Here is an 11,864-nt window from a genome sequence, read left to right as displayed (position 1 = left end):
GGCCCTGATGACCGCCGGCAGGCAGCACCGGCTGGATCAACTCCCACAACTCGTCCGGGATCTCGTCGGTACGCAACATTCGTCCAGCGTCGCCCACCAACCCGCCAATCTTTGGCAGACACGCTCTAGTCCACGAGGAGCGACCGTGACCGACCTGCAGACCTGGGTGGCCCCCACCTACGACGGCCTCGCCGACCTGCTCGCCTCCGCGCCCGCCGAGACCTGGGACGCCCCGTCGCTGTGCGAGAAGTGGCAGGTCCGGCACGTGGTCGCGCACGTGGCGATGCCGGTCCGGCTGACACCCGCGCAGTTCGGCGCCGAGATAGCGGCGGCCGGCGGGGACTTCACCGTGCTCTCCGACACCCTGGCCGCGCGCGACGCCTCCCTGCCGCTCGCCGATCAACTGGAGGCGCTGCGCTCCCCGCTGCTGCACGCGTGGCAGCCCCCGGGCGGCGGCGCGGCCGGAGCGCTCAGCCACGCCGTCATCCACTCCTTCGACATCACCGTCGCGCTCGACCGGCCGGCGGTCGCGCCGAAGGAGGCCGTGGTCGCCATCCTCGACCAGCTCACCGCCGCCAACGGCGCATGGTTCGGCGTCGACCTCACGGGCGTCCGCCTCGAGGCTTCCGACACCGACTGGAGCTGGGGCCATGGTGACGTCGTGCGGGCCGACAGCGGTCGTCTCGTAGCGCTCCTGAGCGGCCGCGCCCTGCCCGACGGCCGGGCCCTGCCTCGCGGCTGAGCCAACTCGGGCTCACCTGTTGGTCGAGACGACACCCGCATCCCGAGCTGGTCCGTCCTCCGTGCACGTTCCAGGACGGACGGCCCTATCCGGGAACAGCGCCGGCACACCCCAACCGTGTCGGTGCTGTGGCCTTTTTGTGCCCCGCCTTTCGTCACACGGTGAACGTCATTCCCTGCCGCGCAGCGGGTCGCGACCGATGAAGCCGAGCAGGCGGGTCTGCACGTCGGCGTCGTCCGGGACCGGCACCTGGGGGCCGAACTGCCCCGAGGACCGCATCAGTTCCTCGATCGGCTCCATCCCTGCGAGCAGGTCGGCGCAGGTCTGCGGGTCGAGCCGCTCGTCCTGGGCGGTGGCGCGGGCCAGGTCCCACGTGTGCATGAACACGTCGGAGGTGTAGAACCGGTCGACCGCGACCGGCAGCGGCATCTCCCCCACCATCGGGTGCCGGAAGGGGGTGGCCGCCTCCGGCCCGTCGAGCAGCCGCTGCACCGCGTCGGCGTGCACCTGCCAGGCGGCGACCGGGTCCTCCTCCGGCGACGGGCCGCGGTCGAGCACCAGGCCGGTCGCGCTCTTCAGGAAGTCCGGGAACCACTCGACCAGGTGACCGACCACGTCCCGGGCGCGCCATCCGGCCACCGGGGCCGGCGCGTCCCAGTCGGACGCTCCCCGCACCCGGGCGGTGAACCCGACGGTCACCGCGCGATGACGCCCGGCCGGGCCTACGGGGAGGGTCATGCCTCGGCTCCTTCGACGGTCCCGGCGATCCGACCGGCGGCGAGCAGGGCGTCCAGCTTGGCGTAGCCCTGGTCCACGCCGACCTCCATCCCGCTGCGCAGCCAGGCGTCCCGGCCCTCGAAGCTGTCGCACAGCGACTGTGCGCGCAGCCGGGTGCGGCCGTCGCCGAGGTCCTCGAAGAGAAGCGTCTCCAGCGCGACTCCGTCCGGGTCGCCCTCCCAGGTGAAGGTCTGCACGATCCGGTCCGGCCGGACCTCGTGGAAGCAGCCGTGGAAGCCGAACTCCATGCCGTTCCGGGCGGCGAGGTAGCGCCAGCTGCCGCCGGTGCTGGCGTCCCAGCGGTCCAGGGTGGTCGTCATCCCGTCCGGGCCGACCCACCGAACGAACAGCTCCGGGTCGGTGTGCGCCCGGAACAGCTGGGCCGGGGTGGCCGCGAAGTCACGGGTGACGCGGATGATCGGGACCTTCGGATCTGCTTCGATCGTCGCGGTCGTCATCGTGTCGTTCATGCCGTCTCCTCGCGCGTCGGGCGGTGCCCGGCCTCCTCGTCGTCGTCCATCTCCGCCAGCACGGCGTCCAGCCGCCGGTACCGGGCCTCGGCCCGCTGCCGGTAGCGCTCGATCCACTTCGTCATCAGGTCGAAGACCTCCGCCTCCAGGTGCACCGGGCTGCGGTGCCCCTCCGCGCAGCGGCTGACCAGGCCGGCCTGCTCGAGCACCTTCAGATGCTTGGAGATGGCCTGCACGCTCACCCGATACGGCGCCGCCAACTGCCCCACGGCGGCGTCGCCGTCGGTCAGCCGCGCCACCAGGTCGCGCCTGGTCGGATCGGCCAGGGCCGCGAACACCTGCGACAGCGGGTCGCTCATCTTGGCCCCCGAACCTCAACTGCTTGGTTGACGAAGGTATGCCGTCGCCTGACGAAAGGCAACCGAATGATTGACACGATGCGAGGCCGTCGGTGACGCTGGTGTTCAGCCGGGCACTGGCGTCCCGGACCGGGTTGGCCGTCACGGCGCCGTCGGCGATGGCGAGCGCGAACATCTCCGAGAGGCAGGCGCGGGCCGTCTTCGCCGCACCCGGGCCGCTCTTCGTGGCAATCGTGGCCAGCGCCCGGCTGACGGCGCCGGGCGTCACCTCACGCAGGCACAACCGACCGAAGGCTGGGAGACCTGGGTTCGCACGGTCGAGCGGTAGGTGCGCTCGGTGTCGTTCGACCAGCCGTGGTCGGCGGCCGACAAGGCGTCGACCACCGCGGACATCCGGGAGCTCGCGGTGAGCACTCCCGCTCCGCCGGGTCCGCGGCGGACGGTCAGCTCGGCTTTGAGCGCCCGCTCGGCGGCGCGGGTGGCGCCGGTCTTGGAGACCAGGCGGGGGCGGCCGTCAAAGTCCAAAACCGGGCGCGGGCCTGGATCTCACCGCTGGGCGAGGTGAGGAACCCGATCCGCCCGAAGGTGCCCACCGGCAGCGGAGGTCGTCCCATGCGGCACCGTCCTCATCGGCATCTGATGAGCGAATGATGGGTGCGGGACCCCAGAGCCAGCCGCCCTGGTCAGAGCTCCCTCGATAGGACTTGAACCTATAACCCTGCGATTAACAGTCGCATGCTCTGCCAATTGAGCTACGAGGGACCGGCGGGCTGACCCGCAGGTGCCCGTCGAGGTTACCGCACCCGGGCGCGGGATGCGGTTGGGGGCTCTCGGCGGGTCGCCGGTTCGTCACGCCGGTAGCGTGATCGTCCCGTCCCCATCCTGGAGGTCCCCCGTGGCCAAGCTGTCCTTCCTCGCCGGCTTCGGTGCCGGCTACGTCCTCGGCGCCCGCGCCGGGCGGGAGCGCTACGACCAGATCCGCCGCGCCTACAACCACGCCAAGGACGACCCGCGCCTGCAGAGCGCCGCCGGCATGGTGCAGGCCCGCGCCGACGCAGCGGTCGACTCGGCCAAGAGCCGCCTCGGTCAGGAGCCCGGGCCGCGCTGACGCCGGGCGGACCCCACGCTGACCTCGCGCGGCCCGGCGGGGCGTCAGCGGCTGGGGTCGTCCGCGGCCACCGCGGCGGCCAGCCGCTCCCGGGCCACGGCGCGGGCGTCCGGGTCGTCGCGGTCGGCGTCGTCGTCGAACACCACCGACCACTCCCGCGTGTCCAGTCCCGGCACCCGCCGGGCGACCAGCAGCACCCCTCCCCCGCCCGGGAGCCGGTGCCGCTGGCTGGTGACCACCGTCCGGTCGACCCGGTTGCGCAGCGCAGCGGGGAGCTCCCCCGCCTCGCGGAGCACGTGGCGCTGGGCGGGCAACCGGCGCTGCACCCCGGGCTCCACCTCGGCCAGCGGCGTCACGGTGAACGTCCCGCCCGCACCGGCCGCCGCCCAGGTGGCGCTAGCCACCTCATGCCACGGCAGGACGTCGCCCGCCGCGGGAGCCGGGTCCGCGGGCACGACCCGGAGCCCGCGCGAGGTGGCCACCAGCCAGCCACCCGCGACCAGCTCTCCCCAGGCCAGCACTCGCTCGTCGGCCCCAGCGGCGGCGACCGCGGCCCGCACCTGCTCGGGCGCCCTGGCGAACCGGGTCCGCAGCCATTCGGCGAGGCTCACGGGGTGAGCCCGCCGGCAGCCCGCTTGCGCAGCGAGATCGCCAACTGCTCGAGGTCCATCAGCTTCTTGAACGCCTTCATGTACTCGTCCTGCGCCTCGACCGGGTTGGTCCGCTGCAGCTTGCCCTTGAGCGCGGCGATCTCGCGGACCGTGGCCATCTCGTGCAGCCGGGCCATCAGCGCGTTCACGTAGCCGGCGTCGTTCTCCCCCACCGAATGCAGCGGCTCGACGGCCAGCGCGGTCAGCATTGCCCGGGCCGAGTCGAGGGAGCAGTGCGCGGACACCTCGTCCAGCCACGCCGGCCCACTGGACGTCGCCGATGCCGCGCCCCCGGCTCCGGCGATCGCCGCGGCCACCGCGGCGTAGTCGGGCTGGGTGTAGGCGCCGGGGTCGACCGCGTCGAACGACGGTCCGGCGATCTCCGGGCACTGCAGCGCCGCCTTCACCGCCTCTCGCTCCACCTCGACCGCGGCGTCGTCCGGAGTCCGCTGGGCCGCACGCGGCCGGGCCCGCGGCCGCTCACCGCTCCCGTTCTCCCCGCTGAGCCGGCGGACCCGCTCGATGACCTCCGACTCGTCGGGCAGGCCGAGCATCCCGGCCAGCCGCCGGGCGTAGGCCGGTCGCAGCGCGTGGTCCTTGACCTGCGCGAGCAGCGGAGCGGTCTTGTCCAGCGCAGCGACACGGCCCTCGACGGTGTCCAGGTCGTAGCCGGCCAGCGTCGTCTTCAGCACGAACTCGATCAGCGGGGTGCGCCGCGCGACGAGATCGCGGACGGCGGCGTCCCCCCGCGCCTGGCGCAGCTCGCAGGGGTCGCGGCCGTCGGGCTCGACGGCCACGAACGTCTGCGCGACGAAACGCTGGTCCTCGGCGAAGGTCTTCATCGCCGCCGCCTGACCCGCGGCGTCCCCGTCGAAGGTGTAGACGACCTCCCCGCGGAACTCGTCCTGGTCCATCAGCAGCCGGCGCAGCACGTTGATGTGCTCGGCGCCGAACGCGGTGCCGCAGGAGGCCACGGCGGTGGTGACGCCGGCGATGTGGCAGGCCATCACGTCGGTGTAGCCCTCGACGACGACGGCCTGGTGCCGCCGGGAGATGTCCCGCTTGGCCCGGTCCACGCCGTAGAGGACGGTGCTCTTCTTGTACAGCGGCGTCTCGGGGGTGTTCAGGTACTTGGGCCCCGGGTCGTCGTCCATCAGCTTGCGGGCGCCGAAGCCGATGACGTCGCCGGTGATGTCCCGGATCGGCCAGAGCAGCCGGCGGTGGAAGCGGTCGATGAGGCTGCCGCGGGAGGACTCCTTGGCCAGGCCGCCGGTGACCAGCTCGCCCTGGGTGAAGCCCTTGACGAGCAGGTGCTTGGTCAGCGCGTCCCAGCCACCGGGCGCGTAGCCGCAGTCGAAGTCCAGGGCGACCTGCTTGTCGAAGCCCCGCTCGGCGAGGAACTGCCGGGCCGGCGCGGCGTCAGGGGTCATCAGCTGCGCGGCGTAGAACTCCGCCGCCGCGGTGTTGGCCGCCACCAGCCGGGCGCGCTGGCCGACCGCAGCCCGGTCCGGACCGCCGGTGGGCCGGCCGCCGTCGTCCTCGTACTGCAGCTGGACGCCGGCCCGCCCGGCCAGCAGCTCGACCGCCTCGGAGAAGGCGAGGTGGTCGATCTTCTGGATGAAGGAGATGACGTCGCCGCCTTCCCCACAACCGAAACAGTGATAGAGCCCGCGCGAGGGGGTGACCTGGAACGACGGCGACTTCTCGTCGTGGAATGGGCACAGCCCCTTGAGGCTGCCCCCACCGGCACGCTTGAGCTGCAGGTGTTCCCCGACGATGTCGTCGATCTTCGACCGCTCACGGACCAGTGCGATGTCCGCGGCCCGGATGCGTCCCCGCGGTGCCATCAGACCCCCCTCAGCCGATCCCCGGTGCGCCCGCGACGCTCTCTCCGGTGGCCCGGTAGAGCAGGTACGCCGCGGTCTCCCGGAGGATGTACCGGAACTGTGTGGCGCGGGTCTGCACCGCCGGCCCCTGTCGGGTCGGCGAGCTGGTGGCGTCGATCCCGGCGTCCTCGGCCATCCGCTCGGCGCGCATCGCGTGCCAGGGGTCGGTCACCAGGACGGCGCTGCTCCACCCACGGTCGGCGAACACGGAGGCGACCGCCCGCATGCTCTCCAGCGTGTCGACGCCCTCGGGCACGGCCAGCAGCCCGTCGGCTGGGATCCCCGCCGCGGCGAGGTAGTCGCGCCCGGCCTCGGCCTCGGTGAACGCGTCACCGGACTTCTTGCCGCCGACGGTGACCACGACCGGGGCGACGCCGTCGGAGTACAGGTCCAGGGCGTGCTCCAGCCGTGCCTCGAAAATCGAGGACGGGACGCCGTTGTACTGCGCCGAGCCCAGCACCACGATCGCGTCGGAGGCCGGGCGCGCGTCCTGCCGCGCCGTCCACCAGATCGCCAGTGCAGTGGAGCCGACCAGCAGCACCAGCGCGGTCACCGCCGCGCCGACCACCCGGGTCACCAGCCGCCCCGCCCATCCCGCCACAGGTCATGGGTACCACGTGACCGGTGGACGGGTGGGACGCCTGTGGACCCCGAGGCGGCGCGCCCGCTCAGCCGCCGGCGGCAGCACGGTCAGCGGGTGCCGCAGACCTTCGTGCCGCCCTCGGGGACCACGGTCAGCTCGGTGGACGTCGCGTCGGCGCCCTCGCCCCACCGGACGTCGACCAGCCGAGTGGGCTGCGCACCGGTGCCCTCGCGCGAGCCGGTGACCTCCGGGGTGCCGTCGTGCAGGTACGCCGCGGCCAGGTCGCCGGGCTGCAGCCTGGCCCGCTCGTCGTCGCAGAGGAGCTGGTAGGCGGTCTCGGTGTCGCCCTGCGACAGCGCCGCGGCGAAGACCCCGGCGACCTCCTCGGCCTGCTCCTGCGCCGAGCCGGTGAGCACCGGCAACAGCACGGCCACCAGGACGGCGACCAGCACGGTGCCGCCGCCGATCGCCAGCAGCAGCCCGTTGCGGTTGCGCGGCGTGCCGGTGTGCAGCGGCGCCGGGTCGTCGTCGTAGAGGTAGTCGCCGCTGCTCATCCGCCACCGACCAGGAGTTCAGCGCCCGCGGGCGGCCGGGGGTCGTCCCGGTCGGCCAGCCAGCCCTCGGGCAGGGCCACCGGCCGCGGCGGGGTCGTGCGGCCGCGGGGGGCGCCCAGCACCGACTGCGGATAGGGCTGGTCGGGGATGCGGTCCAGCAGGTCGGCGAGCTCGTCCAGGCCGCTGACCATGGCCAGCGCGCGGCGGACGTCGGAGCCCACCGAGAAGCCCTTGAGGTACCAGGTGACGTGCTTGCGGAAGTCGGTGCAGCCGTGCAGCTCGCCCTGGTCGGCCGAGAGCAGGCCGGCGTGCCGGTGCATGACCGCGGCGACCTCCCGCATCGTCGGCATGGTCCGTCGCGGGCTGCCGGCGAAGGCAGCGGCCAGGTCGGCGAACAGCCACGGCCGGCCCAGGCAGCCCCGCCCGACGACGACGCCGGCGCAGCCGGTCTCGGCGACCATGCGCAGCGCGTCGTCGGCCTCCCACAGGTCGCCGTTGCCCAGCACGGGGATGCCGACGGTCTCGACCAGCCGGGCGATGAGCGTCCAGTCGGCGGTGCCGCTGTAGAGCTGATCGGCGGTGCGGCCGTGCAGGGTGATCGCGGCGGCGCCCTGGTCCTCGGCGATCCGACCGGCCTCCAGGTAGGTGACGTGTTCAGGATCGATGCCGATCCGCGTCTTCACGGTGACCGGCACGCCGCCGGCGGCGCCCACGGCGGCCGCGACGATGTCGGCGAACAGCCGCCTGCGCCACGGCAGCGCCGCTCCTCCGCCCTTGCGGGTCACCTTCGGCACCGGGCAGCCGAAGTTCAGGTCGATGTGCGCCGGGCGGACGCCGGCCACCAGCTCGTCGACCAGCATCCCCACCGCGCGACCGACGGTCGCCGGGTCGACGCCGTACAGCTGGACGGAGAACGCGTCGGCCTCGTCGGTCGTCGCGCGGACCATCTGCAGCGTCTTCTCGTTGCGCTCCACCAGGGCCCGGGTGGTGATCATCTCGCAGACGTACAGCCCGGCCCCGAACTCCCGGCACAGCGTGCGGAAGGCGGGGTTGGTGATGCCGGCCATCGGCGCGAGGACGACGGCCGGGTTGACGGTGAGCCGGCCCAGCTGCAGCGGCGCCGGCACGGGCCGGGCAGAAATGGCCATTTCTGCCCTCGGGGGCGCCAGGGTCGTCACGGGCTCCAGGGTAGGTGGCCCGCCCGAGTGCTCCCGCAAACGGCCCCGCTGCAGGGGCCCGCCGCGAGCGTGCGAGCGGTGGGGGGCAGCGGGGTCCTTCTTCAGCAGCCGGGCAGGCGCGCGGCGAGGTAGCCGACGACGGCGTCCAGGCCGATCCGCTCCTGACTCATCGAGTCCCGCTCCCGGATGGTTACCGCGTCGTCGGTGAGGGTGTCGAAGTCGACGGTGAGGCAGAACGGCGTGCCGATCTCGTCCTGCCGCCGGTAGCGACGGCCGATCGCGCCGGCGTCGTCGAAGTCGACGTTCCAGTTCCGGCGCAGGGTCGCGGCCAGGTCGCGGGCCTTGGGCGAGAGGTCGGCGTTGCGCGACAGCGGCAGGACGGCGGCCTTCACCGGCGCCAGCCGCGGGTCGAGCTTGAGCACCGTGCGGGTGTCGACGCCGCCCTTGGCGTTGGGCGCCTCGTCCTCGGTGTAGGCCTCCACCAGGAACGCCATCAGCGACCGGGTGAGGCCGGCCGCCGGCTCGATGACGTAGGGCGTCCAGCGCGAGCCCTCGGCCTGGTCGAAGTAGGACAGGTCGTTGCCGGAGTGCTCCGAGTGCGTCTTCAGGTCGAAGTCGGTGCGGTTGGCGATGCCCTCGAGCTCGCCCCACTCCGAGCCGGTGAAGCCGAAGCGGTACTCGATGTCGACGGTGCGCGTCGAGTAGTGGCTCAGCTTCTCCTTCGGGTGCTCGTAGTGCCGCAGGTTGGCGGCGTCGATGCCCAGGTCGGTGTACCAGCGGGTGCGCTCGTCGATCCAGTACTGGTGCCACTCCTCGTCCGTGCCGGGCTGGACGAAGAACTCCATCTCCATCTGCTCGAACTCACGGGTCCGGAAGATGAAGTTGCCGGGGGTGATCTCGTTGCGGAAGGACTTGCCGATCTGGCCGATGCCGAACGGCGGCTTCTTCCGCGCCGCGCCCATCACGTTGGCGAAGTTCACGAAGATGCCCTGGGCGGTCTCCGGGCGCAGGTAGTGCAGCCCCGACTCGTCCTCGACCGGGCCGAGGTGGGTCTTCAGCATCATGTTGAAGTCCCGCGGCTCGGTCCAGGAGCCCTTCACCCCGCAGTTGGGGCAGGTGATGTCGAGCAGGCCGTTCTCCGGGACCCGGCCCTTCTTCTCCTCGAACTCCTCCTCCAGGTGGTCGGCGCGGAACCGCTTGTGGCAGTTCTGGCACTCGGTCAGCGGGTCGGTGAAGACACCGACGTGACCGGAGGCGACCCACACCTGGCGGGGCAGGATGACCGAGGAGTCCAGGCCGACGACGTCGTCCCGGCTCTGCACGACCGTGCGCCACCACTGCTTCTTGATGTTCTCCTTGAGCTCGACGCCCAGCGGCCCGTAGTCCCAGGCGGAGCGGGTGCCTCCGTAGATCTCACCGGAGGGGAAGACGAACCCCCGTCGCTTGCAGAGGTTGACCACCTTCTCCAGGCGGGCCGGGTCGGCCTTGCGCCGCTCGGGAGTCTCGTTCGGGGTGCTCGACATGTGCGGGCTCCATCCGGCTGGCGGTCGGCGGGTGAGCCTCGAAGGTTAGTCGGGGGCTGCGAGCGGTCCCCCGGGGCGTCGGGCCATCAGCCGTGCGGCATCTCACGCGCACTGCGGTGGGGCCGGGGGTATCCCCCGCAGATGCACCTGAACCTGTCCGTCACCCGCTCGGGGCGCGGCGAGCCCCTTCTCCTCCTCCACGGCATGGGGAGCTCCCGTCGGGACTTCGCCCCGCTACTACCGGCCCTGTCCGCCGCCTTCGAGGTCGTGGCCCTCGACCTCCCCGGGTCCGGGCGCTCCGCACACCTCGAGCAGCGCCCCACCGTCGCCGCCATCACCGACGCGGTCGAGGCCACGCTGGACGCCGAGGGCCTGGGCCGGGTGCACGTCCTGGGCAACTCCCTGGGCGCCCGGGTCGCCCTCGAGCTCGCCCGCCGTTGCCGGGCGCGGTCTGTGGTGGCCATCGCGCCGTCCGGCCTGAACGCCCTTCCCGAACGGGCCTACCAGGGGACCGGCATGGCCGTCGCCCGGGTGGCCTTCCGGTCGGTCGGCCCGCTCATCAAGCCGCTGTCCCGCTCGGCGCTCGGACGCACGGCCCTGCTCACCGCGCTGAAGGGCCGCCCCTGGCAGGCCACCCCGGACGAGGCTCTGGCCGCCCGGGACGGGTTCTCCGACGCCCGCGACTACTGGCGCACCCTGCTGTGGGCCCTGCTGCTCGACGTGCCGCGTGGCATGGACCAGATCGACTGCCCGGTCACGCTGGTCCAGGGCGCGGCGGACCTCGTCGCGTCCGGCCAGACGATGCGCTACCTCCCGCTGGTTCCCGGTTCACGGTTCCGGCCGCTGCTGGCCGGCGGGCACTCCCCCCTCTCGGACCGGCCGGGCACGATCGTCCGTCTGGTGCACCAGACCGCGGCCCGGTCCACCGACGCTGCCCCAGTGCGCCTCGCGACCGCCGCCTGAGGGCGCGAGCCGCCGCGCTCAGTCGGTGAGGTAGACGCCCGGCTCGTCGACGGCGTGCAGCCAGACGGGCGCGCCGGCGATCTTCACCTCGGTCGCGCCGAGGGCCCGCCGGTAGGCGCCGACGCCGTCCCACGTCGTCCAGAGGGCGAGCAGGCCTGGTTCGTCGGCGGCCCGGCCCACGGCACCGTCCCGGAACCCGTGGCGTTGGCGCAGGAGCGCCAGCAGCTCGTTCACCGCGATCAGCAACGAGGGGACGTCGGACTCGTCGGCGCGCAGCCGGGTGACGGCGAACACCGGTTCAGGCACTGCCGAACCGGCGTTGCCGGGAGGCGTACTCCTCGCACGCCGCCCACAGGTGCCGGCGGTCGAAGTCCGGCCAGAGAGTGTCGAGGAAGACGAGCTCGGCGTAGGCGGACTGCCAGAGCAGGAAGTTGCTGGTGCGGTTCTCCCCGGAGCTGCGCACGAACAGGTCGACGTCGGGCATGTCGGGCTCGTCGAGGAACCGGGCCACGGTCTCCTCGGTGACCTTGTCCGGCTTGAGCCGGCCGGCCGCGACCTCGCGGGCGATCGCGGCCGCGGCGTCGGCGATCTCGGCCCTGCCCCCGTAGTTGACGCACATCGTCAGCGTCAGGACGTCGTTGTCCCGGGTCAGCTCCTCGGCGACCTCGAGCTCCTTGATCACGCTGCGCCACAGCTTCGGACGACGTCCGGCCCAGCGCACCCGCACCCCGAGGTCGTGCATCTCGTCGCGGCGACGGCGGATGACGTCGCGGTTGAAGCCCATCAGGAAGCGGACCTCGTCGGGGCTGCGCCGCCAGTTCTCGGTGGAGAAGGCGTAGGCGCTGATCGCGGTGATGCCCAGCTCGATGGCGCCTTCGACGCAGTCGAACAGCGAGGACTCCCCGGCCTCGTGACCGGCGGTGCGGGGCAGCCCGCGGGCCTTGGCCCAGCGGCCGTTGCCGTCCATCACGATCGCCACGTGCCCGGGCACCTTGCCCGCCGGGATGTCCGGCGGGCGCGCGCCCGACGGGTGCGGGTTCGGCTGCTTGACGACCCGGTTCACAGCGCCTG

15 protein-coding genes and 1 tRNA gene are annotated in these 11,864 nt (G+C 72.9%); 3 read left to right on the top strand and 13 right to left on the bottom strand.

What is annotated here, in order from left to right:
• The first annotated feature begins 145 nt into the window (after nucleotides 1-145).
• Entirely contained in the window at nucleotides 146-742 is a 597-nt protein-coding gene (locus BLW04_RS11325; RefSeq protein ID WP_175484014.1) for a maleylpyruvate isomerase family mycothiol-dependent enzyme, read from the top strand.
• 168 nt (nucleotides 743-910) lie between these two features.
• On the opposite strand, the gene BLW04_RS11320 is transcribed toward BLW04_RS11325, so the two are convergent.
• The 5 genes from BLW04_RS11320 to BLW04_RS11300 form a co-directional block, all read right to left on the bottom strand.
• Nucleotides 911-1,480, bottom strand: a complete 570-nt coding sequence (locus tag BLW04_RS11320; RefSeq protein WP_091540397.1) for a TIGR03086 family metal-binding protein — start codon at nucleotides 1,478-1,480, stop codon at nucleotides 911-913.
• Nucleotides 1,477-1,989, bottom strand: a complete 513-nt coding sequence (locus BLW04_RS11315) for an SRPBCC family protein (RefSeq protein WP_217630987.1) — start codon at nucleotides 1,987-1,989, stop codon at nucleotides 1,477-1,479. Before BLW04_RS11315 ends, BLW04_RS11320 begins: the two co-directional genes overlap by 4 nt.
• On the bottom strand, nucleotides 1,986-2,348 hold the full coding sequence (locus tag BLW04_RS11310; protein WP_091540392.1) for an ArsR/SmtB family transcription factor: 363 nt from the start codon (nucleotides 2,346-2,348) through the stop codon (nucleotides 1,986-1,988). Before BLW04_RS11310 ends, BLW04_RS11315 begins: the two co-directional genes overlap by 4 nt.
• A gap of 264 nt (nucleotides 2,349-2,612) precedes the next feature.
• Nucleotides 2,613-2,873 (bottom strand): hypothetical protein, encoded by a 261-nt coding sequence (locus BLW04_RS11305; RefSeq protein ID WP_091540388.1) that lies wholly within the window; start codon nucleotides 2,871-2,873, stop codon nucleotides 2,613-2,615.
• 164 nt (nucleotides 2,874-3,037) lie between these two features.
• A tRNA-Asn gene (locus BLW04_RS11300) sits at nucleotides 3,038-3,110 on the bottom strand.
• Nucleotides 3,111-3,243: 133 nt separating this feature from the next.
• On the opposite strand from BLW04_RS11300, the gene BLW04_RS11295 reads away from it, so the two are divergent.
• On the top strand, nucleotides 3,244-3,456 hold the full coding sequence (locus tag BLW04_RS11295) for a hypothetical protein (RefSeq protein ID WP_091540384.1): 213 nt from the start codon (nucleotides 3,244-3,246) through the stop codon (nucleotides 3,454-3,456).
• Nucleotides 3,457-3,500: 44 nt separating this feature from the next.
• Here BLW04_RS11295 and BLW04_RS11290 read toward each other — a convergent pair whose 3' ends face one another.
• From BLW04_RS11290 to BLW04_RS11265, 6 genes are all read right to left on the bottom strand, one after another.
• Entirely contained in the window at nucleotides 3,501-4,067 is a 567-nt protein-coding gene (locus BLW04_RS11290) for a hypothetical protein (protein WP_091540380.1), read from the bottom strand.
• Nucleotides 4,064-5,953: a DNA primase gene (gene dnaG, locus BLW04_RS11285; RefSeq protein WP_091540375.1), complete on the bottom strand. Its 1,890-nt coding sequence runs from the start codon at nucleotides 5,951-5,953 to the stop codon at nucleotides 4,064-4,066. The genes BLW04_RS11290 and dnaG overlap by 4 nt, the downstream gene beginning before the upstream one ends.
• A 10-nt stretch (nucleotides 5,954-5,963) precedes the next feature.
• A complete protein-coding gene (locus BLW04_RS11280) occupies nucleotides 5,964-6,593 on the bottom strand; it encodes a YdcF family protein (protein WP_091540371.1) in 630 nt (209 codons plus the stop codon).
• Nucleotides 6,594-6,682: 89 nt separating this feature from the next.
• Nucleotides 6,683-7,129 (bottom strand): hypothetical protein, encoded by a 447-nt coding sequence (locus tag BLW04_RS11275; protein WP_091540368.1) that lies wholly within the window; start codon nucleotides 7,127-7,129, stop codon nucleotides 6,683-6,685.
• Nucleotides 7,126-8,307, bottom strand: coding sequence for a tRNA dihydrouridine synthase DusB (gene dusB / locus BLW04_RS11270; RefSeq protein WP_254781359.1), 1,182 nt, complete (start codon nucleotides 8,305-8,307; stop codon nucleotides 7,126-7,128). Before dusB ends, BLW04_RS11275 begins: the two co-directional genes overlap by 4 nt.
• A 101-nt stretch (nucleotides 8,308-8,408) precedes the next feature.
• A complete protein-coding gene (locus BLW04_RS11265; RefSeq protein ID WP_091540359.1) occupies nucleotides 8,409-9,830 on the bottom strand; it encodes a glycine--tRNA ligase in 1,422 nt (473 codons plus the stop codon).
• Between the two features lie 141 nt (nucleotides 9,831-9,971).
• Here BLW04_RS11265 and BLW04_RS11260 point away from each other — a divergent pair, with 141 nt between their 5' ends.
• Nucleotides 9,972-10,793, top strand: coding sequence for an alpha/beta fold hydrolase (locus BLW04_RS11260; RefSeq protein ID WP_175484013.1), 822 nt, complete (start codon nucleotides 9,972-9,974; stop codon nucleotides 10,791-10,793).
• 18 nt (nucleotides 10,794-10,811) lie between these two features.
• Here BLW04_RS11260 and BLW04_RS11255 read toward each other — a convergent pair whose 3' ends face one another.
• Complete coding sequence (locus BLW04_RS11255) at nucleotides 10,812-11,099, bottom strand: antibiotic biosynthesis monooxygenase (protein WP_254781355.1); 288 nt, start codon at nucleotides 11,097-11,099, stop codon at nucleotides 10,812-10,814.
• Nucleotides 11,092-11,856 (bottom strand): isoprenyl transferase, encoded by a 765-nt coding sequence (locus BLW04_RS11250; RefSeq protein WP_091540355.1) that lies wholly within the window; start codon nucleotides 11,854-11,856, stop codon nucleotides 11,092-11,094. The genes BLW04_RS11255 and BLW04_RS11250 overlap by 8 nt, the downstream gene beginning before the upstream one ends.
• Nucleotides 11,857-11,864: the final 8 nt, after the last annotated feature.

Origin of the sequence: Modestobacter sp. DSM 44400, from assembly GCF_900107175.1 — a bacterium.
Lineage (GTDB): Bacteria > Actinomycetota > Actinomycetes > Mycobacteriales > Geodermatophilaceae > Modestobacter.
This window is presented reverse-complemented; position numbering and strand designations above follow the sequence as displayed.

Bases quoted from the DNA above. Each gene is read 5' to 3' on its own strand.
- BLW04_RS11275 (WP_091540368.1), bottom strand. From the start codon at position 7,129: ATGAGCAGCGGCGACTACCTCTACGACGACGACCCGGCGCCGCTGCAC.
- BLW04_RS11265 (WP_091540359.1), bottom strand. From the start codon at position 9,830: ATGTCGAGCACCCCGAACGAGACTCCCGAGCGGCGCAAGGCCGACCCG.
- dnaG (WP_091540375.1), bottom strand. From the start codon at position 5,953: ATGGCACCGCGGGGACGCATCCGGGCCGCGGACATCGCACTGGTCCGT.
- BLW04_RS11315 (WP_217630987.1), bottom strand. From the start codon at position 1,989: ATGAACGACACGATGACGACCGCGACGATCGAAGCAGATCCGAAGGTC.
- BLW04_RS11310 (WP_091540392.1), bottom strand. From the start codon at position 2,348: ATGAGCGACCCGCTGTCGCAGGTGTTCGCGGCCCTGGCCGATCCGACC.
- BLW04_RS11260 (WP_175484013.1), top strand. From the start codon at position 9,972: ATGCACCTGAACCTGTCCGTCACCCGCTCGGGGCGCGGCGAGCCCCTT.
- BLW04_RS11320 (WP_091540397.1), bottom strand. From the start codon at position 1,480: ATGACCCTCCCCGTAGGCCCGGCCGGGCGTCATCGCGCGGTGACCGTC.